A 25,825-nucleotide genomic window follows, 5' to 3' on the forward strand; every position below is an offset into this window, starting at 1 on the left:
GGGTCGGGGAGGGAGAGTCGGTGGGGCTAGAAGGCCTCCCGGTATTTCCCGTTGGAACTGTCGTCGATGATACTCAGGTAACTGGCATATCTCGATTCGCTTATCTCGTGATTTTCAAGTGCTTTCAGTACTGCACAGCCCGGTTCGTGCCGATGGGTGCAGTTGCTGAAACGGCACTCCTGCGAAATCTGAAAAATTTCGGGGAAGAAATGGGCCACCTCGCCGGGCTCGAAATCGATGGTACCAAACCCCTTGATACCCGGGGTGTCGATGAGGTATCCTCCTTGCGGCAGCGGGTACATCTCGGAGAAGGTGGTCGTGTGCATACCTTTGTGGTGGGCCGTCGACACGGCGCCTATCTTGATGTCGACACCGGGCAGAATGCGGCTGATGATGGTCGATTTGCCCACCCCCGAGTTGCCCGAGAGGAGGGTAATGCGATCTTTCAGGCTGTCGGTGATGAAATCGAATCCCTCGCCGGTAGCCGCCGACACGCAGCGGCACTCGTAGCCGATAGTGCGGTAGAGGTGGCAGAGGGCCTCGGCATACTCCCGGTCGTCGGGCGAGAAGGTGTCGCATTTGTTGATGACAATGTGTACGGGAATGCGGTAGGCCTCGGCCGTAGCCAGGAACCGGTCGATAAAGGTGGTCGAGGTGAGTGGTGAGTTGACGGTTACCACCAGCAGGGCCAGGTCGATGTTGGCCGCGATGATGTGCGACTCTTTCGACAGGTTGGAGGCCCGGCGTATGATGTAGTTTTTGCGCTCGTGTATGCGTGTGATAAAGGCGGTGCGGTCGGGGTTAAGCTCGATGTCGACACGGTCGCCCACCGACACGGGGTTGGTGCTGCGAATTCCCTTCAACCGGAAATTCCCCTTGATTTTACACGGTATCGACTCACCGGTTTCGGTGCGTACGATATACCAGCTTCCTGTATTTTTGATGACAAGCCCTTCCACGTCGTCAGTTTTTTCAGGACAAAGATAGTGAAAGTCGAAAGCAGAAAAACAAGTCCACTTGATTTTTCTGCTGAGACGTATCTTATCTTCTACAAAGATAGTGAAAGGCGAGAGCCGTGGCAAACGGAAACGGAGTTTTCAAGTTTGACAAGGCCGAGCCGCCTCCTGTCTTCTACAAAGATAGTGAAAGGCGAGAGTAATGGCAAGCGGGGAGCGAAGTTTTCGAGTAGAACTCGGTCGGGCCGCAGCCTCTCCATGCCTCTCGGGTGGCAGAAGGATAAAAGCAGAGGGCCTCCGGCATGAACCGAAAGCCCTCGAATCTGTTTTTGCGAAATCGGCCGTTTATACGGTGAGAATCTCTTTCTCCTTCTCGGCAAAGATATCGTCGATTTTCTTCATGTATTTGTCGTGGAGTTTTTGAGCCGAGGCTTCACCGTCTTTGGCTACATCTTCGGCCATACCCTCTTTTTGAGCCTTTTTCAAGGCGTCGATGACATCACGGCGGGCATTGCGCACACTCACCTTGGCATTCTCGGCCTCCTGTTTCGACTGTTTCACGAGAGCCTTGCGCCGCTCTTCGGTCAACGGGGGAATGGAGAGGCGGATAATCTCGCCGTTGTTCTCGGGGGTGATACCCAGCTCGGAGTCCAAGATGGCTTTCTCGATTACCTTGAACATCGATTTTTCCCACGGGGTGATTACGATGGTGCGGGCATCGGGCACCGAGATGTTGGCTACATTGGAGAGCGGAGCCTGACTGCCGTAGTAGTCGACCCGTATGCCGTCGAGAATCCGCGGATTGGCTTTGCCGGCACGGATATGAGCCAGCGCCTCGTCGAGAAATTCAATGGCCATGGTCATCTTTTCTTCGGCCGTGTTGAGATATGTTTTTACGTCGTCCATAATAAGTAAGGTTGAAATGTTTCTATTAGTTTGGTGAACAAATGTACTCTTTTTTTCAGGAATGGCAAAGGGCGCGCTCTTAATATACCAGGGTCCCTATGTTTTCGCCCGACATCACCTTTTTCAAGTTGCCTACGGTATCCATGTCGAACACGATGATGGGCAGGTGGTTCTCCTTGCAGAGGGTCGTGGCCGTGAGGTCCATTACTTTCAGCCCTCGGGTATAGATTTCGTCGTAGCTGATTTTGTCGAATTTCACCGCCGTGGGATCCTTCTCGGGATCGGCCGTATAGATGCCGTCGACGCGGGTCCCTTTGAGCATGACGTCGGCCTCGATTTCGATACCCCGCAGGGCCGAGCCGGTGTCGGTGGTGAAGAAGGGGTTGCCCGTGCCGCACGAGATGATGGCGATTTCGCCCCGCTGCATGGCTTCGATGGCCTTCCATTTGCTGTAATGTTCGCCGATGGGAAACATGTTGATGGCCGTGAATACCCGCGCCTTCTGACCTACCTTTTCGAGAGCCGAACTCAGAGCCAAGCTGTTGATGACCGTGGCGAGCATGCCCATCTGGTCGCCCTTGACCCGGTCGACTCCCTGGGTGGTTCCGCTCAGTCCACGGAAGATGTTTCCCCCGCCGATCACGATGCCGATTTCGATGCCCATCTCGGCAATCTCTTTGATTTGGGTGGCATATTCGTTGACTCTCTTTTCGTCGATGCCATACTGCTTTTCGCCCATGAGCGACTCACCGCTCAGTTTCAAAAGGATTCGTTTGTATTGGTTACTCATAACTGTCTGGTTGTTCGTTGATTTTTCAAAAATACACAAATTTTGTTATTCTCTGAATTTTGAACCGATAAAAGTCGAGGTTTCGTTTTTTTAGGTCTCTCTTTGCCGATATTCCGCCAACGAATCACTATCTTTGTAAATCTGTCAAAAATGGTTAAGCATATGGACAAGAGGCAAATAATAGGTATTATTCTGGCGTGTGCGATTTTTTTGCCCGCTTTGGGCGTGATGCCCTACCGCACGGTGCTGCGGAAGGCCGATGACCACTTTGTCAATGCCGAGTGGCGCGATGCACTTGCCCTGTATGATACCTTGCTCGAACGGCGTCCTGGTCGGGTGAAGACCTATGTCGATGCCGTGGTTGCCTCGGCCATGCTTGGCGATTCTGCGGCCATCATGCGCTATGTGGTACGTTCCGAAATGCAGGGACTCTCGCTCGATTCGCTCTTCTCGGGAATCGATGCACTCTCTCGCTCCATCGGGCAGACCGGAGCCTATGAACAGGTGCTGTTGCTGGTCAAGAGCGAACAGCCGTGGTTCACCCGGGTGGCCAACAACTATCTGCTGGGTTACTACGAGTTCAGGCGTGATGCTGAACATACGCTGGCCATTGCCGACGAACTGTTGGCGGTGATGCCCCGGCAGGTAAGCTACCTCAAATCGAAGGCCAACGCCCTGTTGCTGGCGGGGCAGAACGATTCGGCGGCTGTGGTGCAGCAGTCGATATTGCAGGTCGATTCGCTCGATTTCGATGCCAATCTCTTCCTGGGCAGCTACTATGCCGTCAAGGGGGAGGAGCGTCTCGACTCGATAGATGAGCGTTATCTCGAAACCTTGGGGCAGTCGACCCGGCCGGTTCTCCTCTATCGGGAGGAGAAGCGCGAGGTGCTCGATACCGATATTGCCCGGGCCCGTCACTATTTTACCGTTGCAATGGGGATTCGCAGCAATCGTTATCTCTCCGACCAACGGGCGCGATTGGAGGCGCTTACCGATGAATTGCCCCAAAGTGGGGGTACGACCATACCCCTGCTGAAACGGTTAAAGCAGGAATGAGACCTCTTTGAAGGCAAAGCGCCGTTCCTGACCCGATTCGGTCGTGAGTATCAGATGACCGTCGGGCTCCACTCCCGCAATCAATGCGTAAAACGTTTCGCCCTCGCTGCAATAGGGATACAGCCCGTCGTTGCGGTAGAGAGTTGTGAGGTACTCTTCGCGCAGGTTCTGGGCCGAGGTGGTGAAGGTTTGCAGGTAGCGGGTGCGGAAGGCCTCGGCGAACTGGTCGAGAACTGCCTCGATGTCGTGGATATGCCCTGTAATCTGGAACAGCGACACGGGGTTGGGGGCATCGCTGATGAAACGCTCCTGGTTGATATTCAAACCTATACCCACAATCGAGCGGGCAAAGGTACTGCCGCTCAATACATTCTCGATGAGGATTCCCGCTATCTTCTTGTCCTCCCAATAGATATCGTTGGGCCATTTGATGGAGAAGCCCGAGGCGTATCGGTTCAGGACATCGGTTACCGCCAGCGACACGGCCTGCGAAAGCAGGAACTGCTGGTTGGCCGGGATATGCTCGGGACGGAGCAGCAGGCTGAACGTGAGGTTCTTGCCCGGTTGTGACTCCCACGAGTTGCCCCGTTGTCCGCGTCCGGCCCGTTGGGCGTCGGTGTAGACAATGTAGCCCTCGGGCAGGTGCCGGTCGGCATCGAGTTGTTGCAGATAGGTGTTGGTCGAGTCGGTCTCGGCCAGATGTTCTTTGGTGAAAATTATCTCTTTGGTTTCCATTCCATTGTGTTTGCAGATATGAAAGTCAGCAGTTCAGCGGGGCCAGGAAGGCGTCTTCGATGTGCTCAATTTCAAAGTGCTCCGCGTCGCCCACCAGCGTGATGATGTCGAACCGCACCTCGAACGGTATCTGGAACAGTCGTACGTAGGCATCGGTCGCCCGCACGATGTTTTTGATTTTACGCAGGGTGACGGCCTCCTCGGGGCGCAGAAACTCGCTGTTGCGACGGGTCTTCACCTCGACTACGACGAGGGTCGTATCGCGGTAGGCCACCAGGTCGAGTTCCATCTTTCCGCTGCGCCAGTTGACGTCGCGAATGATGTAGCCCTTCGAGATGAGGTATTCGGCCGCCCGCTCCTCGCCCGATTTTCCCAACTGGTTGTGTTGTGCCATAGGCTTGATTTTGGAGAAGCGAATATACGAAGATTCGGCGGGATTCGGAACAGGGGCATGGATAAAGTACAAAACGATAGGGGAAAAACGGTTTTAAATCGTTATCTGTTCAAGAATAGTTATATATTTGTGCAGGAGTATGTCATACTTTATAATAGACAAGTTATGAAAAACAAATGGATTGTACCGGCTATCATTATAGCCTTGGGCCTGTTTCTGTTGGGCCAGCGTATCGAGAGTGGTATCGTCAAGTCGAAAGAGGCTGTGCGAACGGTCTCGGTAAAAGGTCTGTCGGAGCGGGAAGTGCCGGCCGACCGGGTCATCTGGCCGTTGGTGTATAAGGAGTTGGGCAACGATCTGATTTCGATATACCGGGCGGTCAATACCAAGAATGAGATTGTAATCGACTTCTTGAAATCGAACGGGATTCCCGAGAACGAGATTTCGGTGGCTCCCCCGAGCATCGTCGACATGCAGGCCGACCGGTACAGCAACCTCAATAATCCCTATCGCTATAATGTCACCTCGGTTATTACCGTTTCGTCCAATCAGGTCGACAAGGTGCGCGAGCTTATCGTGAAGCAGGCCTCCCTGTTGGAGAAGGGGGTAGCCATCGTGTCGGGCGACTATCAGTATAACACGCAGTTCCTCTTTACGAAACTGAACGAACTGAAACCCGAGATGATTGCCGAGGCTACCCAGAATGCCCGGGTGGCTGCCGAGAAGTTTGCCAAGGACTCCGACAGCAAGCTGGGCAAAATCTCTTCGGCCTATCAGGGCCAGTTCTCCATCGAGGACCGCGATGCCAATACACCTTATTTAAAACATGTGCGCGTGGTTTCCTCGGTGGTATACTATCTGAAAGATTGAAAAAGTGTGATTGAATAACCGGCGGAGGAGCCTGGGGTGGATAGTCTCAACGGGTTCCCTCCGCCTTTTAATGTAATATATGTATGGCAGATGATCAAGCCAAAGATGAACAATTTATGAAGATGGCCTTGCAGGAGGCTCGGGCGGCATTCGATGCCGGCGAGATTCCGGTGGGAGCCGTCGTGGTGTGTCGGAATCGGGTGATAGCCCGGGCCCATAACCTCACCGAGCGGTTGGGCGATGTGACGGCTCATGCCGAGATGCAGGCCATAACCTCGGCAGCCGCCTCGCTGGGAGGCAAGTATCTGACCGACTGCACACTGTATGTTACCTTGGAGCCTTGCGTGATGTGTGCCGGAGCCATCGGGTGGGCCCAGTTGTCGCGTGTGGTCTTTGGCGCAAGCGATGAAAAGCGGGGATACCGGCGATTCGCTCCCGGAGCGCTGCACCCCAAGACTCAGGTCGAGCAGGGGGTGTTGGCCGACGAGTGTGCCGCCCTGATGAAGGACTTTTTTGTTAAAAAGAGATAATCATTCTTGTTCACAGCCCGAAGCAGCGGCGCACGAGTGTCGAGGGGAATCGTTGTATCACCCGGGCGATGAGTACCGGCAGATAGACGCCCACGACGATGCTGGCGAGGTAGAGCCCCCAGTAGATAAGTTCGTGGTGTGGCAGATGTGCGTAGAGAATCCGTATGGCAATTTGAGGGAAGATACCCAACAGAAAAATCTGGAACGTGTAGTCGCGGAACGACGAGAACAGCCGGGGAGCTACCGGTTCCAGGTTAAGAGCCAAGGCGACCGAGAACCCTATACCCGAGAGACTCAACAGCAGTTTGGGACAGTGAGGCACGAGTGTCAGCCCGGCGAAAAGGAGTATCCACACCACCAGTGCCGGTGTGCCGGCGAAATAGCGTTGCCACCCGAACCGGCAAAATAATATGCCAGCACAGAAGAAGATAAGCATATAGGCCACGTTGGAGAGGCAGAGCAACTCGATGCCGGTCGGGAAAAAGAGGTTCAGAGCGAGGCTTCCCAGTAGGAGCACTCCTATTTTGAACGGACTTGTAATCATGTATCGCAACAGCGGGTAGGCCAGCATGATGATAAAGAGAGTGGCAACGAACCACATCTCGCTCAGCGGATTACTGCCCGGATAAAGGAAACTGTCGATAAACTGGTTGGCCGACAACTCTACCGGTCGTTTCATGAACGGGGCAAAAGCCAGTTTCACGGCAAACGTGAAGAGGGTAAAGAAGAGGTAGGGTGAGCCCAATCGTTTGAGTTTATCAATCACCACATCTTTGTAGGCCAGGTTACGGCTTATCTTGGTGTGGTAGAATAGGAACCCCGAGATGAACATGAACAGCGGCATGTGAAAGCTGTATATGATCGATTCGACTGTCGCACTCACGGGCGTTGCGGGGTTTTTGAATATTCCTGTTAAGGTGACGTGGCCGATTACGACCAGTAACATACTCCACCCTTGAAGAATTTGAAGCCAGATAATCTTTTGTTTCATACGGGCAAATATAGCTTTTTTTAATAAAAACATAAAAAAAGGTCTTTTATTATATGGTGTAGTTTATTCGTTTAGCTTGATCGGGAATATCCCCGTGAGTGGTTGTAAGTTATTATTTGAGAAATAGTTTGCAGAGAAAAAAAGATTTCGTATCTTCGCACCGATTTTAACAGACCATATAATGTCTAACTTAGTAATCAAAAAATCAATTATTTAATTAACATGAGTGAAGAACTGAAAAATGGCCCGGTAGAAAATTTCGACTGGGACGCCTATGAAAAAGGCGAGGTGTATGGCGACAAGAGTCGTGATGAGTTGGTAAAGACCTACGACCAATCGCTGAACACGGTAAAAGACAAAGAGGTAATCGAAGGTACGGTTATCGCCTTGAACAAACGTGAGGTAGTCGTAAATATCGGCTACAAATCGGACGGTATCATTCCGATGAGCGAATTCCGCTACAACCCCGATTTGAAAGTGGGAGATAAAGTAGAGGTTTATATCGAAAATCAAGAAGACAAGAAAGGACAACTGGTTTTGTCGCACAAGAAAGCCCGTGCTACCCGTTCATGGGATCGCATCAACTCGGCTCTCGAAAACGACGAAGTCATCAAGGGTTATATCAAGTGTCGTACCAAGGGCGGTATGATTGTCGATGTATTTGGCATCGAAGCATTCTTGCCGGGTTCTCAAATCGACGTGAAACCTATCCGCGACTACGATGTATTCGTAGGCAAAACGATGGAATTCAAAGTTGTTAAAATCAATCAGGAATTCAAGAACGTGGTTGTTTCGCACAAGGCTCTTATCGAAGCCGAGCTCGAACAACAGAAGAAAGAGATCATCGCCAAACTCGAAAAAGGTCAGGTACTCGAAGGTACGGTCAAGAACATTACCTCTTACGGTGTATTCATCGACCTGGGCGGCGTAGACGGTCTTATCCACATCACCGACCTCTCTTGGGGCCGTGTTTCTCACCCCGAAGAGGTGGTTTCGCTCGACCAGAAGCTCAACGTGGTTATCCTCGACTTCGACGACGAGAAGAAACGTATCGCCCTCGGTTTGAAACAACTGCAACCGCACCCCTGGGACGCTCTCGATCCCAACCTGAAAGTGGGCGACAAGGTAAAAGGCAAAGTTGTTGTGATGGCCGATTACGGTGCATTCGTCGAAATCGCTCCGGGTGTAGAAGGTCTTATCCACGTTTCGGAAATGTCGTGGTCGCAACACCTGCGTAGCGCTCAAGACTTCATGAAAGTGGGCGACGAGGTTGAAGCCGTAATCCTGACCCTCGACCGCGAAGAGCGCAAGATGTCGCTGGGTATCAAACAACTCAAACCCGATCCCTGGGAAAATATCGAAGAGAAATATGCCGTGGGTTCGCGTCACCACGCCAAAGTTCGCAATTTCACCAACTTCGGTGTATTTGTTGAACTCGAAGAGGGCGTAGACGGTCTTATCCACATCTCCGACCTCTCTTGGACAAAGAAAATCAAACACCCCTCGGAGTTCACTCAGATCGGTGCCGACATCGAAGTTCAAGTGCTCGAAATCGACAAGGAGAACCGTCGTCTCAGCCTCGGTCACAAACAACTCGAAGAGAATCCCTGGGACGTATTCGAGAACATCTTTACCGTTGACTCGATTCACGAAGGTACAATTGTCGAGATGCTCGACAAGGGTGCCGTAATCGCATTGCCCTACGGTGTAGAAGGTTTCGCTACTCCCAAGCACCTGGTAAAACAAGATGGAACTCAGGCTCAACTCGAAGAGAAATTGCCCTTCAAGGTAATCGAATTCAACAAAGACGCCAAACGTATCATCTTGTCGCACAGCCGCATCTTCGAAGATGAAGCCAAGGCCGAAGCTAAGAAGGAATCGGCTGCCAAGAAAGCTGCCAAGAAAGCTGCTAAATCGGAAGAAGCTATCGTAACTCCGCAAGTAGAGAAAGCTACGCTGGGTGATATCGACGCTCTGGCTGCTCTCAAAGAGAAGATGGAAGCCGAAGGCAACAAATAATTGAGATGAAAATCTGAAAAAGTCTTTATACCGATAGGCCGGCAATTTTGCCGGCCTATCTTGTTTTTATTACACTCATGTCCGGTAAGGCCTGTGTAAAATAAAAAGGTGTATCTTTGCCGTTGTCACGAGAGTCGCCCGACGTGAGGCAAAAGCCTCTTTGAATTGGAGAGTTGCCCGTTTTTCTCGGGGAAAATCCTATTCGACACGGGAGGCACACATCGGACAGGGACACAATAATAATGTATGGGAAAATTTGAAATCAATATTTTGGGCTGCGGGTCGGCCTTGCCCACCCTGCGGCACTACCCGAGTACCCAGGTGCTCAACATTCGCGACAACCTGTTTATGATCGATTGTGGCGAGGGGGCCCAAATCCAGTTCCGTCGCATGCGGTTGAAATTCAACCGACTGGGACACATCTTTCTGAGTCACCTGCATGGTGACCACTGTTTCGGACTCATCGGCATGATTTCGACCCTGTCGCTGCTGGGGCGCACGGGCGAACTGGTTGTCCATGCCCACCCCCAGGCCGAGGAGGTGTTCCGTCCCCAACTCGACTTTTTCTGCCGCGAATTACCCTTTGCCGTGCGGTTCGAGCCTGTCTTGCCCGGTCGGTCGGAGGTCATCTATGAAGACCACGCGATTCGGGTACGTTCGCTGCCGATGATTCACCGGGTGCCCTGTTCGGGATTCCTTTTCGAGGAGAAGCCGGGGCTGCGTCATCTGCGGGGTGATATGGTCAAGTTCTACGACATACCCGTCTACCGGCGGACCGAAATCAAAGCCGGGGCTGACTATACCACTCCCGACGGGCAGATTGTTCCCAATGACCGGCTGACCACTCCGGCCGAGGCACCGCTGCGTTATGCCTATTGTTCCGATACCGCCTACAATGAAGCACTGATACCTCTCATTGCGGGTGCCGATTGCCTCTACCACGAGGCAACCTTTGGCGACGATGCCGAGGAGCTGGCCCTATTGACCTGCCACTCGACAGCCCGGCAAGCTGCCCGCATAGCCAGCCAGGCCTCGGTCAAGCAGTTGGTGTTGGGCCATTTCTCGGCGCGCTACGACGATGAACAACCCCTGTGCGACCAGGCCAGTCAGGAGTTCACGCCCTGCACACTGGCCCGGGAGGGAATGAATATTGTGCTGGGGAAATGAGCCGCATAAACAAAATCGGTAGGAAAAGTGTTTTTGTACTGTCGATTTTCTGTGGAAAAATCGAAGAAAAATACAAAAAACACATTGAGTATTAAAAATAAAGAAAAAATGTATTAACTTTGCATCGGATTAAAACAATGTGTTTCCAAATTGTTTAATTAAACGCATAAAAAGAATGAATGTAGAAGTTATTGGAACATGGGCAGGCCAAGTATGGAATGCTTTGAATGAGTCGGGAAAACTGACCGTAAAAGGTTTGAAAAAAGCGACGAAATTGAAAGAAAAAGAAATCTATGCTGCCCTGGGTTGGTTGGCTCGCGAAGGTAAAGTGAGCATCTGTGAAGTAGAAGCCGACGTAGAAGTAGTATTGATCTGATCGAGACGCAATACGAAAGTTTATAAATCGGGGGCGCGGAACAATTTCCGCGCCCCCGATTGTTATAGCTATGGGGCAGAAGACACCTAAACAAAAGGACTCTATCGGCTGTTTAGTAGTAAATAAACAACTAAAAAACGAACAGCTATGAAAGAAGCCATTGTACCGATAAAGCCCGAGGTGGTCGTGAAAGTAATCGAGTGTGGCCCGCTGCGCATCGGCGGGCATGTGCGTATCATGTTTGCCGACGGGAGTATGGTGATTAAACAGCGGGCCTTCATGTGCCGTTGCGGCAAATCGGCCAACCAGCCTTTTTGCGACGGTTCCCATGCCAAGAAATAGAACCGATATGGCCCGATTGGTTAATGCCGGTCTTCCGCTCGACGAGAGGGGAGACCGGTATTCTTTTATAGAGGTAGATGTGGACGTGTGCTCTTGCCTTCATGGGATAGACTGCGTTTGACCGTGCCATCGTTTAAAAGCAGGCTCCTGGCTTGGTACTGCTTTCGCCTTTCACTATCTTTGTTACACGAAGATAGGATGCGTCTCAGTATAAAAATCAAGCGAGCTTGTTTTTCTACTTTCGACTTTCACTATCTTTGTACAAGAAAAACAAACCAATCACAAAGATATTATGGTAGAAATAGGAACGGTACTGACCCCCGTGGGGAAAAAGGCCTTGCTCTGCGGTAGCGGAGAGTTGGGAAAAGAGGTTGCCATCGAGTTGCAACGTTATGGAGTAGAGGTGGTTGCCTTGGACAAATATGCCAATGCACCGGCCATGCAGGTGGCTCATCGCAGCCATGTGTTGTCGATGCTCGACGGTAAGAAATTGCGGGAGATTATCGAGGAGGAGCGCCCCGATTACATTATCCCCGAGGTGGAGGCTATCGCCACCGATACCTTGGTCGCTCTTGAAAAAGAGGGCTATTCGGTAACGCCCACCGCTACGGCGGCTTACCTCACGATGAACCGGGAGGGAATCCGTAGGTTGGCAGCCGAGCAACTGGGATTGCCCACCTCGCCCTACAAGTTTGCATCGACCCGCGAGGAGTTCGAGGCTGCCGTTCGGGAGATTGGCATGCCCTGTGTGGTGAAACCCATTATGAGTTCGTCGGGTCATGGACAGAGCGTGGTACGTACTGCCGACGATATTGACCACGCCTGGCATTATGCCCAGGAGGGTGGCCGTGCCGGAGCCGGACGGGTTATCGTCGAGGGCTTCGTGAAATTCGATTATGAAATTACCCAACTCACCGTGCGCCATTCGGCCGGGACAACCTTCCTCAAACCTGTGGGTCACATACAGGTCGACGGCGACTACCGCGAGTCGTGGCAGCCGCAGGCCATGTCGCCCAAGGCTTTGGAGCGTGCGCAGGAGATTGCCCGCAAGGTCACCGACGCTCTGGGCGGATATGGTATCTTCGGAGTCGAGTTGTTTGTCAAGGGCGATGATGTCCTTTTCAGCGAAGTGTCGCCCCGTCCGCACGACACCGGTATGGTGACGATGATTTCGCAAGACCTTTCGCAGTTTGCCCTGCATGCCCGCGCCGTGTTGGGGCTGCCTGTTCCCGGAGTGCGTTTCTACGGCCCGTCGGCCTCGCGCGCCATTGTCGTCGAGGGCGATACCGACAAGGTGGTATTCGGTAATCTCGACCAGGTATTGGCCGAGGAGGGCGTGCAGATGCGTATCTTTGGTAAACCCGAGGTAGTAGGTCATCGCCGTCTGGGTGTAATCCTGGCCATCGCCGATACCGTGGAAGAGGCCCGTGCCAAGGCCGACCGCGCCTACAAGAAATTGCAGATAAAAGTGCTGCCTCGGTAATTGATATCACTTGTAATCAATGGCAGCAGTGTGCTGTGAGGCTCATTCTTGTCGCTATTGAAGAAAGGTCATATATATTGAGAGAACTCTACCAGCCCCGATACAAGGCCGGTAGAGTTCTCTCTTATTTCATATCGCGCAGCACTGCGACGCGGCATTAGTTTGCGACTTTACAAAACAGGAAAATAAAACAAGAGCGAGGTTGTGCAATACACAACCTCGCTCTTGTTTTGTGGTGCCAACGGGAATCGAACCAGTGACACAAGGATTTTCAGTCCTTTGCTCTACCAACTGAGCTATGGCACCATCGTTTTGCGTGTGCAAAGATAGAATTAATTTTTATTATCTACCTAATTTTTTATGGCAAAAATGAAAAAGATTGGATATTTCTCTTTTTCATGGAATATTTTTAGTCTATTCGTTTTTGCTTTTCTCAAACTTTATGTATCTTTGTCCCCGCAAAACAAAGTGCGGGGTGTAGCACAGTTGGTTAGCGCGCCACGTTCGGGACGTGGAGGTCGGACGTTCGAGTCGTCTCACCCCGACACTTAATCGCAATTACTTGTATATCAAGCAATTGCGATTTTTTATTTTGAGAGGGGGTAATCCCGGGGTTAACGAAGAAAGATGTAGATGAAAAAGAGAGGGCTAAGGAGTAGACTATATCGTGCTGCCAGTATGGGGTCGGTCAAGGTAAGGGCAGTCAAGACTATCAAAGTTATCGGTTTGGGGTAGGGTGCTGTTTTTAGGAAGAAGATGGGGTGATTAAAGTCTTAACTATTGTTGAAATATAAAAAAATGACTATCTTGGCGAAACTTAAACCGGGATTATGAAACGAGTGAGAATTTATGAGGAGAAGCCGAGTGAAGCCGAGATTGACAAGGCGGTGAAGGTATTACGCGACGGTGGTATTGTTATCTATCCCACCGACACGGTTTATGCCTTGGGGTGTGATGCCTTGAACGTGCGGGCCGTGGAGCGGATATGTCAGATCAAGGGTATCAATCCGCAGAAGGTGAATCTGTCGATTATCTGCCGGGAGTTGAGCTGGGTGAGCGAATATGCCAAGCTGAGTAACCTCTATTTCAAATTGTTGAAACGAAATCTGCCGGGGGCATTTACCTTTATCCTGCCCACGAGTTCCTCGTTGCCCAAAATCTACAAGAACCGCAAGACGGTGGGAATCCGTATTCCCGACAATGCGATAACCCTGGCGCTGGTCGAGGCGTTGGGTAACCCGCTGTTGACGACTTCGGTGGCTATCGACGAGGAGGAGCCCGAGTATGGTACCGATCCCGAGTTGATTGCCGAGCGTTACGAGGCGGTGGCCGACCTGATAATCGACGGCGGTGAGGGGGGCACGATTCCCTCGACGACGGTCGATTGCACAGGCGACGAGCCGGTTATCCTTCGTGAGGGTAAGGGGGAGTTGCAAGAATGACTCTTGTATGAATATAATTATTTGATAATAAATAATTTAATTGATTTTTGAAGTGGGTTAAAAGATTATGCAAAGTTTATAAAAATTTAATTGTGGAAATTTTTCCATAATGTCGAAATAATTGTAATTTTGCGGAAAAATAGAGAGAAAAATAATTTGTAGTATTAACTTTATAAACCTAACAATTATGTCAAAAGTATCGGTTATCGGAGCTGGAAACGTGGGCGCAACTTGCGCAAACGTGTTAGCATTCAGAGAGATTGCAGATGAAATTGTTCTGCTCGACATCAAAGAGGGCGTTGCAGAAGGCAAAGCCATGGATATGATGCAGGCTGCTGTAACGGCAGGATTCTCTTCGCGTATCAAAGGTGTAACCAACAATTACGAGGCTACGGCCAATTCGGATATGGTGGTAATTACGTCGGGTATTCCTCGTAAACCGGGTATGACTCGTGAGGAGTTGATTGGTGTAAATGCCGGTATCGTGAAATCGGTAGTCGAGAGTGTATTGAAATATTCTCCCAATGCCGTTATCCTCTGTGTAAGCAACCCGATGGATACAATGACCTATTTGATTCACAAGGTATCGGGCCTTCCCAAAAACCGCATCATCGGTATGGGTGGTGCTCTTGACAGCTCGCGTTTCAGATATTATCTGAGCCAGGCTTTGAATGCTAACCTGTCGGAGGTTGAAGGTTTCGTTATCGGTGGTCACGGTGACACGACGATGATTCCTGTAACCCGCTACGCTACTTACAAAGGCATGCCCGTATCGGAACTGTTGAGCGCAGAGGCTTTGCAGAAAGTGGCTGCCGACACGATGGTAGGTGGTGCTACGCTCACCGGTTTGCTGGGTACCTCGGCCTGGTATGCTCCGGGTGCTGCATCGGCTTCGGTGGTTGAGGCTGTACTGGGCGACCAGAAACGTTTGGTTCCTTGCAGCGCCTTGCTGGAAGGTGAGTATGGCGAAAGCGACCTCTGCATCGGTGTTCCCTGTGTATTGGGCCGTAACGGTATCGAGAAGGTGGTTGAACTGAAACTCAACGACGCCGAGAAAGAGGCATTTGCCAAGAGTGCTGCTGCCGTTCACAAGACCAACGCTGCTCTTGCCGACGCTTTGAAATAAGGCATTGACCGTTATATTTCGTTAGGCTGCCGCCCGGTAATTACCGGGCGGCAGTTTTGTTTTGGGATTCATACAAAAAAGTGAGAGCGCCATGAACGTTTCCGTTCATGGCGCTCTCGCGCTGCTCCACAGGAGTGGTATTAAAAAATGAGCCTTCGGTAGATAAAACTCTCCGAGGGCTTTGTTTTTCTAATTTATATTTCGTGCTTTTTCCCGAAGGTGAAGTTGAGGCCGAGGCTCAGGTTGGCCCGGGCGTGGTTGATGGGAATGAACTGTTTGGAGTACCGAGTTGCGAAGTAGTCGGTACCGATGAAAAAGTTGAATCCTTGTGCACAGAGATTAAGTATGGCCCCTACCGAGCTGCCCATGTTGGATACCGATCCGTTTACGGTAAGATGCAGGGCCGAGAGGGGACGGAAATTGATGGCAGCCATACCCTCGGCATAGGTGCGGTAGCCTACAAAGCGGGTGGTGGAGAGGAGGCCGAAGGAGATGGCATTGTCGAGTACACAATACTCGGCTCCCACTCGTAGAGTAGTACGCAACGAATTCCCTACCGATTGTGTATCGGTTTTGTAGAATTTGGTCATGGCCTTCAAGTCCTCGCCCAGTTGGTCGGCTTTTTGCTCGAAGGGATTATCTCCGTTTTCGTCGTCTTCGGCACCGATGTTGTCGAAGCCCGTGTATACGAATTCTTTATTGGGGTCGGTTTCGGCACGGGTCAAGTTGTTCCAGCGCATGAAACCGATGTCGGTCAACGAGGCCGACAGCGTGAGATTGTCGATGATTTCGTAGGTGGCACCCAAATCGAATCCCAAGCCAAATCCGGCCAGACCGAAATTGCTGCCCATCTTGTAGTCGGTTATCTCGCCGGTTTCGGGGTCGGTGGTCAGTTCGAGGAGTGAGGTGGCCTGCAAGTGCCCCGACTGCTTGATGCGCCATTCGTCTTGCGACATGGAGATGTCCATACGGTCGATGCGCGCTTCGGCATGCGCTGCACCCAGCAGAAACTTCACGCGGGCGCCGACACTTAATTTGTCGTTGATGTCGCGGGCATGCCCCAAGGCCAGTTCCAGGTAGTTGTCGGTCGTGGCGGTGAGGTTGCTCATGTCGTAGCGGGTGACACCGGTAGCTTCTTGGCCTGTTTTGAGAAACTGGAAGATTTCTTTGGGCATATAGACTCCCGTACGGCTTTTTAAGGCCAGGTTGACGGTGTTTTGTCCGCCCCAGGACCAGAATCCGAACGAGATGAGGTCCATGCCCAGGTCAAGTTCGAGCGTATTGTCGGACGAAAGTTTGGAAAGAAATTCGTTGGCATCGACATCGGGGTGCAGGAAAGTTACCAGTTTGTTGTCACGGGGATAGAGGAAGGTCCCCAGTCCCAGGTTGGAGTTTACTCCCAGATAGAAATTACTCAGTCCCGGGAAGCTGACGTAGTTGTTGGGCGTTTTGAGAGCCGGGTTCAACTGGGTGCGCATGGGCATCTTCTCCATGAAATAGGACGAGTTAAGTGCCGTTTGAGCTGGAAGTGCGGCAACAAATGCCAGCGCGATGCAGAGGCTGGCTATATATTTGATAGAATACTTCATCGTTTCTTTGGGGTTAATCCGTTATAAATCTTCTAAATCCATTTGAGCACCTTCGGGGAGTCGGGCCGAGAGGTGGACCACGACAAATTGATCGGGTCGTAACGTGACATCATGGTTGTCCTGATTGTTCCCGCCAATTTGTATGGCCAGTTTATCCAACTCTTGCAAGGCATTTTCACGGTCTTCTTTGATGACCAGTTTGACTTGGGTCGATTGAACGGACTGTTCGTTGCCCTCGCTGTTGGCAGCGGCCTGAATTTCGATATGCTCGGGGAGTTCCAGTCCTGTAATGGGGTCGCCGTTCTGGTCATAGGGTTTGACCGACAGGTTCAAGGCCAGCGGAATGGCGTTGTCGACTTGCATGTTGAGCTCGATATGTTTCACTTTGTCCGTAACGTCGCTAAGGTCGCTGTGTATATCCTCGATGGTATCGTTGTAGAAGATGCTGAGGTTGTCGAATTCAAGCGGTACGTTTATGTCGTAATCGACGTTGAGGTTATAGTCTCCTTTATTCAATACGATGGTTTGGTCGGCGGTTTCGCTCTCTATTTTGACTTCGGTTACCTTAATGTCAATCTGGTCGGGTATCGTGCTCAACAACGAGGTGAGCGACCCCGATTCAATGACTGATGAGTTGCGGTTGATGTGGAAGGTGCTTGTTTCATCACCTGCTATTTTCAGTGCCAGCGACACAATGTTGTTGTTGATTACATTCCCGTTCTCGTCGAGTGGTGCTATCTGGAACCGGGTGGAGATGGGTGCTCCGATGGGATTGGTTACCGAGAGGTTGAGCGAGAGGTCTTTTATTTCGAGCGAGGTGCCCTCTTCTTTGAGAAAATCGGGCAGGTCGGCGAGCGAGACCGAGGTGTTTATATCGACATTCGGTACAATCGTTCCGGCCACCTCGGTAATGCGTATTTGAGGGGTTGCCAGGTCGAGATGAGGTTGTACCTCAACGGTGGTATTTTCGAGGTCGTCAAGACCGATGGACTGTTTATCGGCATATACTTTGCCCCTGAGGCCAATCTCATCGGAGAGAATCAGTGAGCCATTCTCAATCTTCGGGTTGGAGAATCCGTAGATGGTTACCGGAATGGATACAGACCCTGAGCCATTTGTCAATTCGATGGTTTTCGAAATGAATATCGAGGAGCCACTTTTTACGAGGTCTCGTTCGCTTTCATCTACTTCAAAGTCAATGACTTCGGGCAGAACCAGTTCGACGCCGGCCAGGTAGATGCGAGGCAGAAAATCGGGCATGCCCGATATGTCGATAGTCAATTCGGTTTGAAGAGGCTTACCGTTGTTATCGGTGATCTTGATGGTTTTTACTGCTTGCACTTCGGAGGGCAGTTCGGTGTCGACATCGAAGTGTTCGGTCGTGTTGATATTGGCTTCAAAGGCTACTTCAATCTCAGGCATATCCAATCCGGGAATTTGGGGTAATTCCTCGATGGACGATGCCTTAAATGTTCGTATGTAGGGCTCAAAGTGGGGCGAGAAATTATTGATGACCACTTCGTCAATCGCATCGATGTCCTCGGAGATATTGTCCGATTTGGTGATAACATATTTCCCGTCGATAACGTGGAGCACATCGCCCTCTTCAATCATGCGGCTCAATCTGATGGTGCCGGTTTTCCCGATGGGTAAACTTAAATTTCCTCCTATGGTCACTTCCATGTCGATGTCTTTTCCCAAGTCATAATCGGCATCAATGCACGAAGTGAATGTAAGAAACAGTCCAATAAGACTACTTACAGTAAACTTTGAAAAATTCATAGAATGTGTATAAATTGATAGTTTCTATTAAACATGAGACCCCCCTATTTTCGGTTTGCAAAGTTACCTTTTTTTTTTAGAAATAATTATGTTCTCTATAAAAAAGTAATCATTTTATAGCATTTTGTAAATTTTGTCAAATGTAATGTTTTTGTAATACAAATTCCCCCTCTTGCCCGAGGGGCAGGAGGGAGAATTGGGGAAACGGTCGGGTCGACCGCGATTATTTGACAATGATGGTCTGTGCCGGGGTGCGGGCTATGATTTGCGGGGCATAGAGGCACTGTATGGTCGATAGCCCCTGGGTGTATTCACCGGGACGGTCGACATTCAGTTCGTAGGAGATGACATAGGTGCCTTTGGGCAGGAAGTCGAAATAGAAGCGGGTCTCGGTATTCTTCACCTCCTGGTAGTATCCGATGCGTTCGCGGTAGGTATAGCCCGAGAGTTGGTCGACCGGTTCTAGGCAGGCAGCCCGGTTGTCGGTGAGGCAGACAAACTGCATGTCTTGTCCCACGGTGAGGGTGAGCCGTACAGCCACACGGTCGCCGGTTTTCAGGGCCACGGTATTGATGGGAACGTAGGTACCCGAAGGTTGGCGCACGAGAATCTGCCGGTCGAGTGCCAACTCGTTGACCGAGGCGGCCTCCACGTTTTTCACATCGTCGTAGTATTGCCAGTAGAGGGCTCCCCACGAGGGTTGCCGGTGGTCGGTCGAGATGACGGCCGTTGCATCGGCTGCCGTCACCTGACTGCCCGGCAGACTGTATTCGGTCAATCCCAGGAAGGGCTCTTCGGGTGAGTATTTTATCTCCCGGCCGCCCCATACGATGACGGGTTGGGTCGAGTCGGCCGCCAGCCAGTCGGTGCCGCCGTAGAGCAGGGCGTAGATGGCTTCGAGGGTCGAGGGTACCGACTCCCATTCGTTGGTCTGCTTCTGGGTGAGCAGCCAGCGACGCATCTCGTCGAGTTCGGTGGTGACGGAGTCGACCGCCGTGAAGGCAGCGATGAGGGCACATTGCTCCTGCACGGCACTGTTGCTGTACCCGTAGGAGGAGCGGTTGTTGGGCCAGAACATACCTTTGTCGGGGGTGGTCACGGCATATTGGCGCAGCGAGGCGACAATCTCGCGGGCCACATCGGTGAATCCGTAGCGTTGCAGCGTGATGGCGGCGTAGGCCTTCTCGATGGTCGAGAAATGAATCCATTGTTTGAGCTGTTCCATCATCGCCTGGTGTATCCCCAGGGTCTGCCCCAGCGGAATGTCCTGGTAGGAGGATCGGGTCAGCAGGTAGCAGATGTCGTTGTAGGAGAGGGGGGCATTGGGCTCGAGTCGGCGTTGCCGTTCGACGGTCCTGTCGAGGAAGGCGATGGCCTCGGTCTGCATCTCGTGTATCGTACTGTCGTCGAGGGGAACACCCAGCGCACGCAGTCGGGCGAAGCCTTCGAGTATGTTCATCGTGACCCACGGGCTGGCCGGCATGCCTTGGAACCAGCTCCAACCGCCGTCGCTACCTTGGAGGTTTTGCAGTTTGAGAATGGCCTCGCGCGAGAGCCGGTTGGCCCGGTTGGTATCGAAGAGGGTGGCCAATTGCTGCAAGCGCTCGGTCTCGTTGTCGGCTTCGAGTACCCACGGGGTGGCCGAGAGCAGAATCTGTTTCAGCTCCTCGTTCTGAGCCAGGAGCGAGGTGAGGTTCTTGCCTCCGGCGGCTTGCCACGACTCGATAGCCCTGATGATGAGCGGATTGCTGCGGGCCATCGACGAGGCCAGACTGTTGGCATAGAGCACGGCCGCGATTGAGATGGCGTCGTTGTCGGTCAGGTCGGTGAGGGCGGGTAGCGCCTGCACGGCATACCAGGCCGGATTGTTGCAATATTGCAGGGTCATGCGCAGGCTCTTGACCGTGGGCGATTGCAGTTTTTTCTCCATGCCGGGCATCACCACGGGGACAGTCTGCTCTCCGCCGGGAATGTAGAAGGGCTTGCTGTCGGTTACCAGAACCTTGGCAGGCAGTACGGGCAGAATCTGCTGCTCGCCGTCGCTGTGTTGCAGGGTCGAGGCCTGGGCCCGGAAGCCCAGCAGTTCGACGCCCTCGGGCACGGCAAAGGTGTAGTCGATGGTGCGGCTGTTGCCGGGGTCGATGATGAAGGCCGACTGGCTGGACTGAATCACCCGGTCGGTATAGGGGTCGAAGAGCTCGAAGCGAATGGTCCCGTCCTGGGGAGCTTCGCTCTGGTTCTGTATGGCGGTAGCGATGGTCACGTGGTCGTCCTGACGCACGAAACGGGGCAGGTTGGGCGACACCATGAGCGGTTTGCTGGCGACGGTCTGCGCCTCGTAGCGTCCGCTGAACAGACCTTGCGTGTAGGCCAGGGCGAGGAACTGCCAGGTAGTGTTCTCGTTGGGTACGGTAAACGAGAAGGATACCTGTCCCAGCGAGTCGGTGGTGAGCGAGGGATAGAAAAAGGCCGTACTTATTTCGCTGGTGCGTATGCTCTCGTCGGGTTGGGCCGATGACTCTCTTCCTGATACGGGGCTGGCTGCGGCTGCCGATTTGGTGACAACAACCTCGTCGAGTGCGGCATCGGCTTCATTGATTTGTATGCCCGATGCTACCGCATTGGAGGCGAAGATGGGGAAGCGTCTGCTACTACCGTCCAACAGGTTGAAGAAGAGGAACTGCGTAGCCGTCTCGTCGGGGGTAGACAGGTAGTCGGGCTGAACGGTCACTTGCAGCCGTTGGCCGTAATGGTGGTCGGTCGAGGGTTGTGTCGAAATGCGGGCGTAGGGTATCGGTGCCGGAGCATCGAAGGCCCAGTTGTGCGAGCGAATGGCCTGCATCGAGGCGTCGAACATCTCGGTCATGAAGCGGGCCGTGACGGGGTTACCTTGGGCATCGGTTACCGAGAAGGTCCAGTTTTCGAGATTCCCAGGCAGCAGTTTGTCGCGGAAGGTCGAGGTTTTGAGGGTCAGCTTTCGGTCGGGCAGAGCCTGACGTATGGTTACTTGCGCCGTCTTCATCTCGCCGTTGCGCACGATGAGCAGGCTGATGGTGGCCACGTCGCCAAACGGCTTGTCGAATTTCAGCGAGAGAGTCTTGCAGCGGTTGCTCAGTTTGAGCAGGCGGGTCTCCACCAGATGGTCGGGCGTGTAGATGGAGTAGTATAGGTAGCCGTCGCGCAGCGAGGTACCCACGGGTATCTTCACCGTCTCGCCCACCTCGGCCGTGATGTCGGTGCGGGGCAGCCAGATTTCGGCAAAGCAGGACGGCTGCTTGTCCTTTTCGCCGTACAGTACGAAATTGCACTCCGAGCGGATAATCCGTTTCGTCTCGTCGTTGCTGAATGCCACGATGCGGTAGGGACCCGACGCCCATTTCGTGAAGTCGGGGTAGAGGGCCCGTCCGTCGGCGCCGATGGTCACCTCGCCCACCTGCATCTTGATTTTGAGGCTGTCGAGCGGTTGCCCTTCGGTGTCGTTGTAGAGCGAGTAGAATACGAGTCGGCAGGCGCGCTCGACGGTCTGCCCGTTGAGGGTGCGCACCTGAGCCTTAATCTGTCCGGCCGATTGGAACTTGTCGAGATAGCGGGGGGCAGATACCGTGATGAAATAGGGCGAATCGCCCACCTGTACCGAGGTCGATTGCTCTACGGTCTCGCCGGTGGGAGCGGTGACGGTCGCCACGATTTGATAGAGGTAGGCTTGTTCGCGGTTGATATTTTCCTCGAAGGAGTCGCGTTGCGGGATAAAGGTGATGGCAAAGTTACCCGAGGCGTCGACCGTAGTGGTGCGACTCTCTATCTCTTCGCGGCCGGAGGGCAGGTAGTAGCGGAAGAAGGGGTTGGCCTGCCGGTAGATGGTGTATCGCACCGAGGCTCCTGCCTGCGGCACCCCGCTGTAACTGCGGGCCGACCCTTGCAGGGTGACCGGTTTGCCGAAGCTGGTACCCTCGGTCATCGGCTTGAACTCGACGCGGAACATGGGGAGTTTGTATTCGGCTACGGCAACGGTGAGCCGGTCGCTCCACGACTGGTTCACCCGCAGGGTGTAGTCGCCCAGCAGGTTGCCGCGGGGAATGACAAACGAACCTGTGAACTGCCCGTAGGCGTCGGTAGTGACTTCGGTCGAAGCCACCTCGCGCGACGAGGGGTCGAGCAGGGAGACCGTGCAACGCTCACCCGCTACGGTGCGGCTCTCGCTGGTCGAGTTGATGTAGCGTATGCCCGAGAAGTAGAGCGTCTGTCCAGGCCGATAGAGCGAGCGGTCGGTGAAGAGCGCGGTGCGGGTATTGTTGTCGTCGCGGTCGTATAGTCTCGGTGAGGAGAGGAGGGTGGCCGGTGCAAAGCGGTCGAGTGCCGTCGAAACCTGGGCAAAGAGGAATCCTTCGTCCTCGGTGTCGATGAGACAGAGTCCGTTCTTGTCGGTGCGCAGCCGGGCCTTCTCGGTCGCGTCTGTACCTTGGTAACTCTTCGATTGGTAGAGCACCACCTCGGCCTTGGACAGGGGCTTGCCGGTGCGGGCATCGACGGCAATCAGTTCGACCTGTTTGTCGGCCGCCGGCCGCGTAATGACCTTCACACCCGATACGGTGTAGTAGCAGATCGATTGTTGTTCCTTGCCGTCGGCCAGCATCTCGACTGCATAGAGTCCGGGAGCGAGTTGCGGGAAGACGAGGCTCCGTTGGCGGGCCACAAGCGAGAGGGTGTCGTCGATGGTGTAGTCGTGGTTATAGACACACTCGTCGCGGTTACACGTCTGTGGGGTGATGTAATAGCTGTTCTGCTCGGCTATCGAGAGGGGCTTGGGTTGCCGGTAGATGCGTACGGTGAGGCTGTCGATGTTGCGGTAGGAGAGTTGCACGCTGTCGCTTTCGCCCGGATAGGCTACGCTGGGCAGGAAGATGGAGGCTTCCCGGGCGGTGAGGGTGTTGCGCAGATTCACCAAATTGTTGATGTTGCGATACTTGGGGTAGGCTGTTATCCACTGGTTGCAGAGGTCGAGTGCCCGGCGGGCATCGTTGTAGCGGTCGGTATCCCACAGTCTTGATGCAAGAGTCGAGGCTACTTCGACCGAATAGGGCTTGTCGCGGTAGCTTTCGAGCAGAGCGCCCAGCAGGTCGATGTAGTTGCGGAAGAGGCTCTCTTCATGACGGTTGTAGTAGAGGTTTTCGCCCAGATATTCGAGCCGTTGCAGGTCCCACATCATAAGCGGGGCCGAACCCGCCTCGGCGGCATGCGCTTTGAGTGCTTCGGCATAGAGTTGGAGGATACGGCCGTCGGGTTGCTTCTTGCTGTCCAGAACAGCGGTTGTAAACTTTTGTGCCGGAACCAGCAGTTCTTTGCGGGCAATCGGTTGGACAGGCGAGTAGCTGCTCTCCTGCTTGTAGAGGTCGATGGCTTCGCCCACCACGAAGTCGTAGAGGGTGGGGTGGAAAATCGAATCGCTGCCGATGGTGAGGGCCTGGCGATAGGCACTTACCGGCGTAGCCAGCAGTTCCTGTACGGGGGCTGTGGCCTGGGTGAGGAGGGTGTCGATTTTGGACATGAACATGTTGGCGCTCCACGTCTCAAGCGGCTGGGAGAAGTCGTCGATCTCGTCGCGCAGGCGTATTCGGTAGTTATCCTCGAGATAGAGGTGGTACAACCGGGCCGAGATGAGGCGCAGCAGACTCTGCTCGACGGCGTTTTTCGAACGGTCGGCCAGCGATTCCGTCTGGCCGATGATGGCGGGGAGACTGTCGCGGTCGATGAGCAGTTGGGCTGCCGACTGCTTGATGAGCGAGGCGATGATGGCCGGGGCGTCGTGGTCGGCCAGCGCCTTGTCGAGGTCGATACGGGCCGAATCGAGGGCCTCTTTGGGAGCCGCAACGATTTGCTCCTCGGCCGATAGTTCTTGGTTTATAGTATCTGTTCCTGTCGTGTTAATCAGAGCGTTGGCTCCGACGATAGCTCCTAATGAAAAGAGAGTAGCCACGATTGTCCATGTTCCTTTTTTCATACGCGAAGTGTTAATAAGTTGGACTACTATAAATAAAATTTACTTAACCTTATATATCTATACAGATGCCGTGCCGGTCACGGACGCTGCATGAGGTGTCCGCTTTTCCCGTTGATACGGTCCACGACCACGGCGATGGCACCGTCGCCGGTCACGTTGCAGGCGGTACCGAAACTGTCCATGGCGATGTAGAGGGCAATCATGAGAGCCTGGGCCGTCTCGTCGAATCCCAGCATGCTTTCGAGTATTCCCAGGGCGGCCATGATGGCTCCGCCGGGCACGCCGGGCGCGGCGACCATCGTAATGCCCAGCATGAGAATGAAACCGCTGAAATCGAGGGTGTGGACGGGCATGCCGGCCATCATCATGATGGCCATGGCGCAGGCGGTGATTTTCATTGTGCTGCCCGACAGGTGTATGGTGGCACACAGGGGTATAACAAAGGTGGCGATGTTTTTGCTCACCCCGTTTTTAAGGGTTTGGGCCAGGGTGACGGGTATGGTAGCTGCCGACGACTGGGAGCCGAGTGCCGTGGCATAGGCGGGCAGCATGTTTTTGAGCAGCCGCAGGGGATTCTTGCGGGCCACCAGTCCGGCCAGCGAGAACTGGATAAGCAGCAGGAGAATGTGCAGCACGAAGATGACCACGATAATCTTGACAAAGACCGAGATGATGGAGGCTACCTGTCCCGAGAGGGTCATGTTGAGGAAGATGCCGAAGATGTGCAGCGGCAACAGCGGTATGATGACCTTCTCGATGAGCAGCGAGATGATGTCGCGCAGGTCGGAGGCGGCCATGCGCAGCGTGTTGCCCTGTATGGCCGACAGCCCCAGCCCGATGCAGAAGGAGAGGAGCAGGGCAGTCATGATGTCGAAGGGGGCGGGCATCTCGACGGTGAAGAAGGGTTTGAGGGTTGTGGCTGCTGAACTGTCGATGGCCGCCGCCGACTGGGTCGAGCCGGCAATGAGTCGGGGGAAGATGGCTTCGCCGGTGAAATAGGTGAAGAATCCCGAGAAGATGGTCGAGCCGTAAGCGATGAGTGCCGTGATGAGCAGCAATCGGCCGGCTCCCTTGCCCAGGTCGGCGATGGCCGGAATGATGAGGCCGATGATGATGAGCGGTATGGCAAAGTTGAGGAAGTTGCCGAAGAGACCGTTGAAGGTGACAAACACCCGGGCAAGGGGTATCGGCAGGAATTGTCCCAGCAGTACACCGGCTGCGATGGCGATGAGCACTTGCCCCAGAAGCGAGATGCGGAATTTTTTCATAATCG

20 protein-coding genes and 2 tRNA genes are annotated in these 25,825 nt (G+C 53.3%); 11 read left to right on the forward strand and 11 right to left on the reverse strand.

Annotated features, from left to right (window positions below; all coding sequences use genetic code 11):
• Window positions 1–26: 26 nt before the first annotated feature.
• The 3 genes from rsgA to pyrH all read right to left on the reverse strand — a co-directional run bounded on the left by rsgA (window position 27) and on the right by pyrH (window position 2,652).
• Window positions 27–959 (reverse strand): ribosome small subunit-dependent GTPase A, encoded by a 933-nt coding sequence (rsgA, locus tag BARVI_RS09160; protein ID WP_025278952.1) that lies wholly within the window; start codon window positions 957–959, stop codon window positions 27–29.
• Window positions 960–1,301: 342 nt separating this feature from the next.
• On the reverse strand, window positions 1,302–1,862 hold the full coding sequence (gene frr, locus BARVI_RS09165; protein WP_025278953.1) for a ribosome recycling factor: 561 nt from the start codon (window positions 1,860–1,862) through the stop codon (window positions 1,302–1,304).
• A 79-nt stretch (window positions 1,863–1,941) separates the two neighbouring features.
• On the reverse strand, window positions 1,942–2,652 hold the full coding sequence (pyrH, locus tag BARVI_RS09170; RefSeq protein WP_025278954.1) for a UMP kinase: 711 nt from the start codon (window positions 2,650–2,652) through the stop codon (window positions 1,942–1,944).
• A gap of 162 nt (window positions 2,653–2,814) precedes the next feature.
• Here pyrH and BARVI_RS09175 point away from each other — a divergent pair, with 162 nt between their 5' ends.
• Window positions 2,815–3,708 (forward strand): tetratricopeptide repeat protein, encoded by an 894-nt coding sequence (locus tag BARVI_RS09175; RefSeq protein ID WP_025278955.1) that lies wholly within the window; start codon window positions 2,815–2,817, stop codon window positions 3,706–3,708.
• Here the strand turns inward: BARVI_RS09175 and BARVI_RS09180 are convergent.
• The gene (locus BARVI_RS09180; RefSeq protein ID WP_025278956.1) at window positions 3,694–4,443 is read right to left on the reverse strand and encodes a biotin--[acetyl-CoA-carboxylase] ligase; all 750 of its coding nucleotides are present in this window, start codon (window positions 4,441–4,443) and stop codon (window positions 3,694–3,696) included. The two genes, BARVI_RS09175 and BARVI_RS09180, sit on opposite strands and share 15 nt — an antisense overlap.
• A gap of 25 nt (window positions 4,444–4,468) precedes the next feature.
• Entirely contained in the window at window positions 4,469–4,837 is a 369-nt protein-coding gene (locus tag BARVI_RS09185; protein WP_025278957.1) for a YraN family protein, read from the reverse strand.
• Between the two features lie 165 nt (window positions 4,838–5,002).
• Here BARVI_RS09185 and BARVI_RS09190 point away from each other — a divergent pair, with 165 nt between their 5' ends.
• Both BARVI_RS09190 and BARVI_RS09195 read left to right on the forward strand, forming a co-directional pair.
• Complete coding sequence (locus BARVI_RS09190) at window positions 5,003–5,707, forward strand: SIMPL domain-containing protein (protein WP_025278958.1); 705 nt, start codon at window positions 5,003–5,005, stop codon at window positions 5,705–5,707.
• Window positions 5,708–5,790: 83 nt separating this feature from the next.
• Window positions 5,791–6,237, forward strand: coding sequence for a nucleoside deaminase (locus BARVI_RS09195; protein ID WP_025278959.1), 447 nt, complete (start codon window positions 5,791–5,793; stop codon window positions 6,235–6,237).
• A 10-nt stretch (window positions 6,238–6,247) separates the two neighbouring features.
• Here BARVI_RS09195 and BARVI_RS09200 read toward each other — a convergent pair whose 3' ends face one another.
• Window positions 6,248–7,228 (reverse strand): acyltransferase family protein, encoded by a 981-nt coding sequence (locus BARVI_RS09200; protein WP_025278960.1) that lies wholly within the window; start codon window positions 7,226–7,228, stop codon window positions 6,248–6,250.
• A gap of 222 nt (window positions 7,229–7,450) precedes the next feature.
• Between BARVI_RS09200 and rpsA the strand changes: the two genes are divergently transcribed.
• From rpsA to purT, 5 genes are all read left to right on the forward strand, one after another.
• Window positions 7,451–9,247 (forward strand): 30S ribosomal protein S1, encoded by a 1,797-nt coding sequence (gene rpsA, locus BARVI_RS09205; protein WP_025278961.1) that lies wholly within the window; start codon window positions 7,451–7,453, stop codon window positions 9,245–9,247.
• A gap of 246 nt (window positions 9,248–9,493) precedes the next feature.
• Window positions 9,494–10,414, forward strand: coding sequence for a ribonuclease Z (locus BARVI_RS09210; protein WP_025278962.1), 921 nt, complete (start codon window positions 9,494–9,496; stop codon window positions 10,412–10,414).
• 175 nt (window positions 10,415–10,589) lie between these two features.
• Window positions 10,590–10,790 (forward strand): winged helix-turn-helix domain-containing protein, encoded by a 201-nt coding sequence (locus BARVI_RS09215; protein WP_025278963.1) that lies wholly within the window; start codon window positions 10,590–10,592, stop codon window positions 10,788–10,790.
• 147 nt (window positions 10,791–10,937) lie between these two features.
• A complete protein-coding gene (locus tag BARVI_RS09220) occupies window positions 10,938–11,132 on the forward strand; it encodes a CDGSH iron-sulfur domain-containing protein (RefSeq protein ID WP_025278964.1) in 195 nt (64 codons plus the stop codon).
• A gap of 292 nt (window positions 11,133–11,424) precedes the next feature.
• Window positions 11,425–12,615 carry a formate-dependent phosphoribosylglycinamide formyltransferase gene (purT, locus tag BARVI_RS09225; protein WP_025278965.1) on the forward strand — a complete coding sequence of 397 codons (1,191 nt, stop codon included), beginning with the start codon at window positions 11,425–11,427 and terminating at the stop codon, window positions 12,613–12,615.
• Window positions 12,616–12,848: 233 nt separating this feature from the next.
• Here purT and BARVI_RS09230 read toward each other — a convergent pair.
• A tRNA-Phe gene (locus BARVI_RS09230) sits at window positions 12,849–12,921 on the reverse strand.
• Window positions 12,922–13,086: 165 nt separating this feature from the next.
• Between BARVI_RS09230 and BARVI_RS09235 the strand changes: the two genes are divergently transcribed.
• The 3 genes from BARVI_RS09235 (at window position 13,087) to mdh (ending at window position 15,183) form a co-directional block, all read left to right on the forward strand.
• Window positions 13,087–13,160, forward strand: a tRNA-Pro gene (locus tag BARVI_RS09235).
• Between the two features lie 285 nt (window positions 13,161–13,445).
• A complete protein-coding gene (locus BARVI_RS09240; protein ID WP_025278966.1) occupies window positions 13,446–14,057 on the forward strand; it encodes an L-threonylcarbamoyladenylate synthase in 612 nt (203 codons plus the stop codon).
• A 187-nt stretch (window positions 14,058–14,244) separates the two neighbouring features.
• The gene (mdh, locus tag BARVI_RS09245) at window positions 14,245–15,183 is read left to right on the forward strand and encodes a malate dehydrogenase (RefSeq protein ID WP_025278967.1); all 939 of its coding nucleotides are present in this window, start codon (window positions 14,245–14,247) and stop codon (window positions 15,181–15,183) included.
• Window positions 15,184–15,377: 194 nt separating this feature from the next.
• On the opposite strand, the gene BARVI_RS09250 is transcribed toward mdh, so the two are convergent.
• The 4 genes from BARVI_RS09250 to BARVI_RS09265 form a co-directional block, all read right to left on the reverse strand.
• The gene (locus BARVI_RS09250; RefSeq protein ID WP_025278968.1) at window positions 15,378–16,772 is read right to left on the reverse strand and encodes a DUF5723 family protein; all 1,395 of its coding nucleotides are present in this window, start codon (window positions 16,770–16,772) and stop codon (window positions 15,378–15,380) included.
• A gap of 21 nt (window positions 16,773–16,793) precedes the next feature.
• Window positions 16,794–18,455, reverse strand: coding sequence for a hypothetical protein (locus BARVI_RS09255; RefSeq protein WP_025278969.1), 1,662 nt, complete (start codon window positions 18,453–18,455; stop codon window positions 16,794–16,796).
• Between the two features lie 322 nt (window positions 18,456–18,777).
• Window positions 18,778–24,552, reverse strand: coding sequence for an alpha-2-macroglobulin family protein (locus BARVI_RS09260; RefSeq protein ID WP_084547034.1), 5,775 nt, complete (start codon window positions 24,550–24,552; stop codon window positions 18,778–18,780).
• A 77-nt stretch (window positions 24,553–24,629) separates the two neighbouring features.
• Window positions 24,630–25,820, reverse strand: coding sequence for a dicarboxylate/amino acid:cation symporter (locus BARVI_RS09265; RefSeq protein WP_025278971.1), 1,191 nt, complete (start codon window positions 25,818–25,820; stop codon window positions 24,630–24,632).
• Window positions 25,821–25,825: the final 5 nt, after the last annotated feature.

Origin of the sequence: Barnesiella viscericola DSM 18177, from assembly GCF_000512915.1 — a bacterium.
Taxonomy (GTDB): Bacteria; Bacteroidota; Bacteroidia; order Bacteroidales; family Barnesiellaceae; genus Barnesiella; species Barnesiella viscericola.

Bases quoted from the DNA above. Each gene is read 5' to 3' on its own strand.
- BARVI_RS09195 (WP_025278959.1), top strand. From the start codon at position 5,791: ATGGCAGATGATCAAGCCAAAGATGAACAATTTATGAAGATGGCCTTG.
- BARVI_RS09210 (WP_025278962.1), top strand. From the start codon at position 9,494: ATGGGAAAATTTGAAATCAATATTTTGGGCTGCGGGTCGGCCTTGCCC.
- BARVI_RS09180 (WP_025278956.1), bottom strand. From the start codon at position 4,443: ATGGAAACCAAAGAGATAATTTTCACCAAAGAACATCTGGCCGAGACC.
- BARVI_RS09190 (WP_025278958.1), top strand. From the start codon at position 5,003: ATGAAAAACAAATGGATTGTACCGGCTATCATTATAGCCTTGGGCCTG.
- BARVI_RS09200 (WP_025278960.1), bottom strand. From the start codon at position 7,228: ATGAAACAAAAGATTATCTGGCTTCAAATTCTTCAAGGGTGGAGTATG.
- BARVI_RS09220 (WP_025278964.1), top strand. From the start codon at position 10,938: ATGAAAGAAGCCATTGTACCGATAAAGCCCGAGGTGGTCGTGAAAGTA.
- BARVI_RS09175 (WP_025278955.1), top strand. From the start codon at position 2,815: ATGGACAAGAGGCAAATAATAGGTATTATTCTGGCGTGTGCGATTTTT.
- BARVI_RS09250 (WP_025278968.1), bottom strand. From the start codon at position 16,772: ATGAAGTATTCTATCAAATATATAGCCAGCCTCTGCATCGCGCTGGCA.
- purT (WP_025278965.1), top strand. From the start codon at position 11,425: ATGGTAGAAATAGGAACGGTACTGACCCCCGTGGGGAAAAAGGCCTTG.
- mdh (WP_025278967.1), top strand. From the start codon at position 14,245: ATGTCAAAAGTATCGGTTATCGGAGCTGGAAACGTGGGCGCAACTTGC.
- rpsA (WP_025278961.1), top strand. From the start codon at position 7,451: ATGAGTGAAGAACTGAAAAATGGCCCGGTAGAAAATTTCGACTGGGAC.
- BARVI_RS09240 (WP_025278966.1), top strand. From the start codon at position 13,446: ATGAAACGAGTGAGAATTTATGAGGAGAAGCCGAGTGAAGCCGAGATT.
- BARVI_RS09265 (WP_025278971.1), bottom strand. From the start codon at position 25,820: ATGAAAAAATTCCGCATCTCGCTTCTGGGGCAAGTGCTCATCGCCATC.
- BARVI_RS09215 (WP_025278963.1), top strand. From the start codon at position 10,590: ATGAATGTAGAAGTTATTGGAACATGGGCAGGCCAAGTATGGAATGCT.
- BARVI_RS09260 (WP_084547034.1), bottom strand. From the start codon at position 24,552: ATGAAAAAAGGAACATGGACAATCGTGGCTACTCTCTTTTCATTAGGA.
- BARVI_RS09185 (WP_025278957.1), bottom strand. From the start codon at position 4,837: ATGGCACAACACAACCAGTTGGGAAAATCGGGCGAGGAGCGGGCGGCC.
- BARVI_RS09255 (WP_025278969.1), bottom strand. From the start codon at position 18,455: ATGGAAGTGACCATAGGAGGAAATTTAAGTTTACCCATCGGGAAAACC.
- pyrH (WP_025278954.1), bottom strand. From the start codon at position 2,652: ATGAGTAACCAATACAAACGAATCCTTTTGAAACTGAGCGGTGAGTCG.
- frr (WP_025278953.1), bottom strand. From the start codon at position 1,862: ATGGACGACGTAAAAACATATCTCAACACGGCCGAAGAAAAGATGACC.